The 640-nt window shown below is 39.1% G+C and carries 1 protein-coding gene; it reads left to right on the top strand.

What is annotated here, in order from left to right:
* Nucleotides 1-250: 250 nt before the first annotated feature.
* Nucleotides 251-640, top strand: a 390-nt coding sequence (gene tnpA, locus ABD284_RS25705) for an IS200/IS605 family transposase (RefSeq protein ID WP_344149081.1), incomplete at its 3' end; no start/stop codon positions are given.

Below are 640 nucleotides of genomic sequence, written 5' to 3'. Positions count from 1 at the left end.
CTAAGACCGCTTGGCCTCCGACTTTTGACAAATATAATATTGAGGTAAGAAAGATGAGTCAAGAAATCGAATTTCCCGTAAATATAAATTTAGAAAGTCAAGAAGAAAAAATTCAACCGAAAGTCAAGAAGTTATACAAATTTTTTAACTTTACGGGGGTTAAGGGGGCGAAAGTCCCCTTCCGTGAGGGAGGGGATGAATAGCCCCCTTATAGAAACCTTTTTATAGTTATTAAAAAATACATATAACTATGCGGTACAGATTGGACAGAGGATCCCATTCGGTTTACGCTCTTTATTACCACTATGTCCAGGTGGTGAAGTACCGCAGAAAGGTGTTCGATAATGAAGAGATTATAAACTTCCTAAAGGAACAAATTCAGGAAATAAGCAAAACATTCGAAGTTGAAGTCATAGACATAGGAGTAGATAAGGATCACTTCCACATGTTATTCAAGGCAAAACCAACCCTAAATATACCCAGGTACGTGAACGCAATCAAGACCATCACGTCTAGAGAAATACAGAGAAGGTTCCCACAAGTAAAGGAAAAACTGTGGAAAGGACACTTCTGGTCACCTTCCTACTTCCTAGCAACGAGCGGACAAGTAACACTGGAGGTACTGAAAAAATATGTGGAG

This window comes from Streptomonospora arabica, from assembly GCF_039531585.1.
Taxonomy (GTDB): Bacteria; Actinomycetota; Actinomycetes; order Streptosporangiales; family Streptosporangiaceae; genus Streptomonospora; species Streptomonospora halophila.
This window is presented reverse-complemented; position numbering and strand designations above follow the sequence as displayed.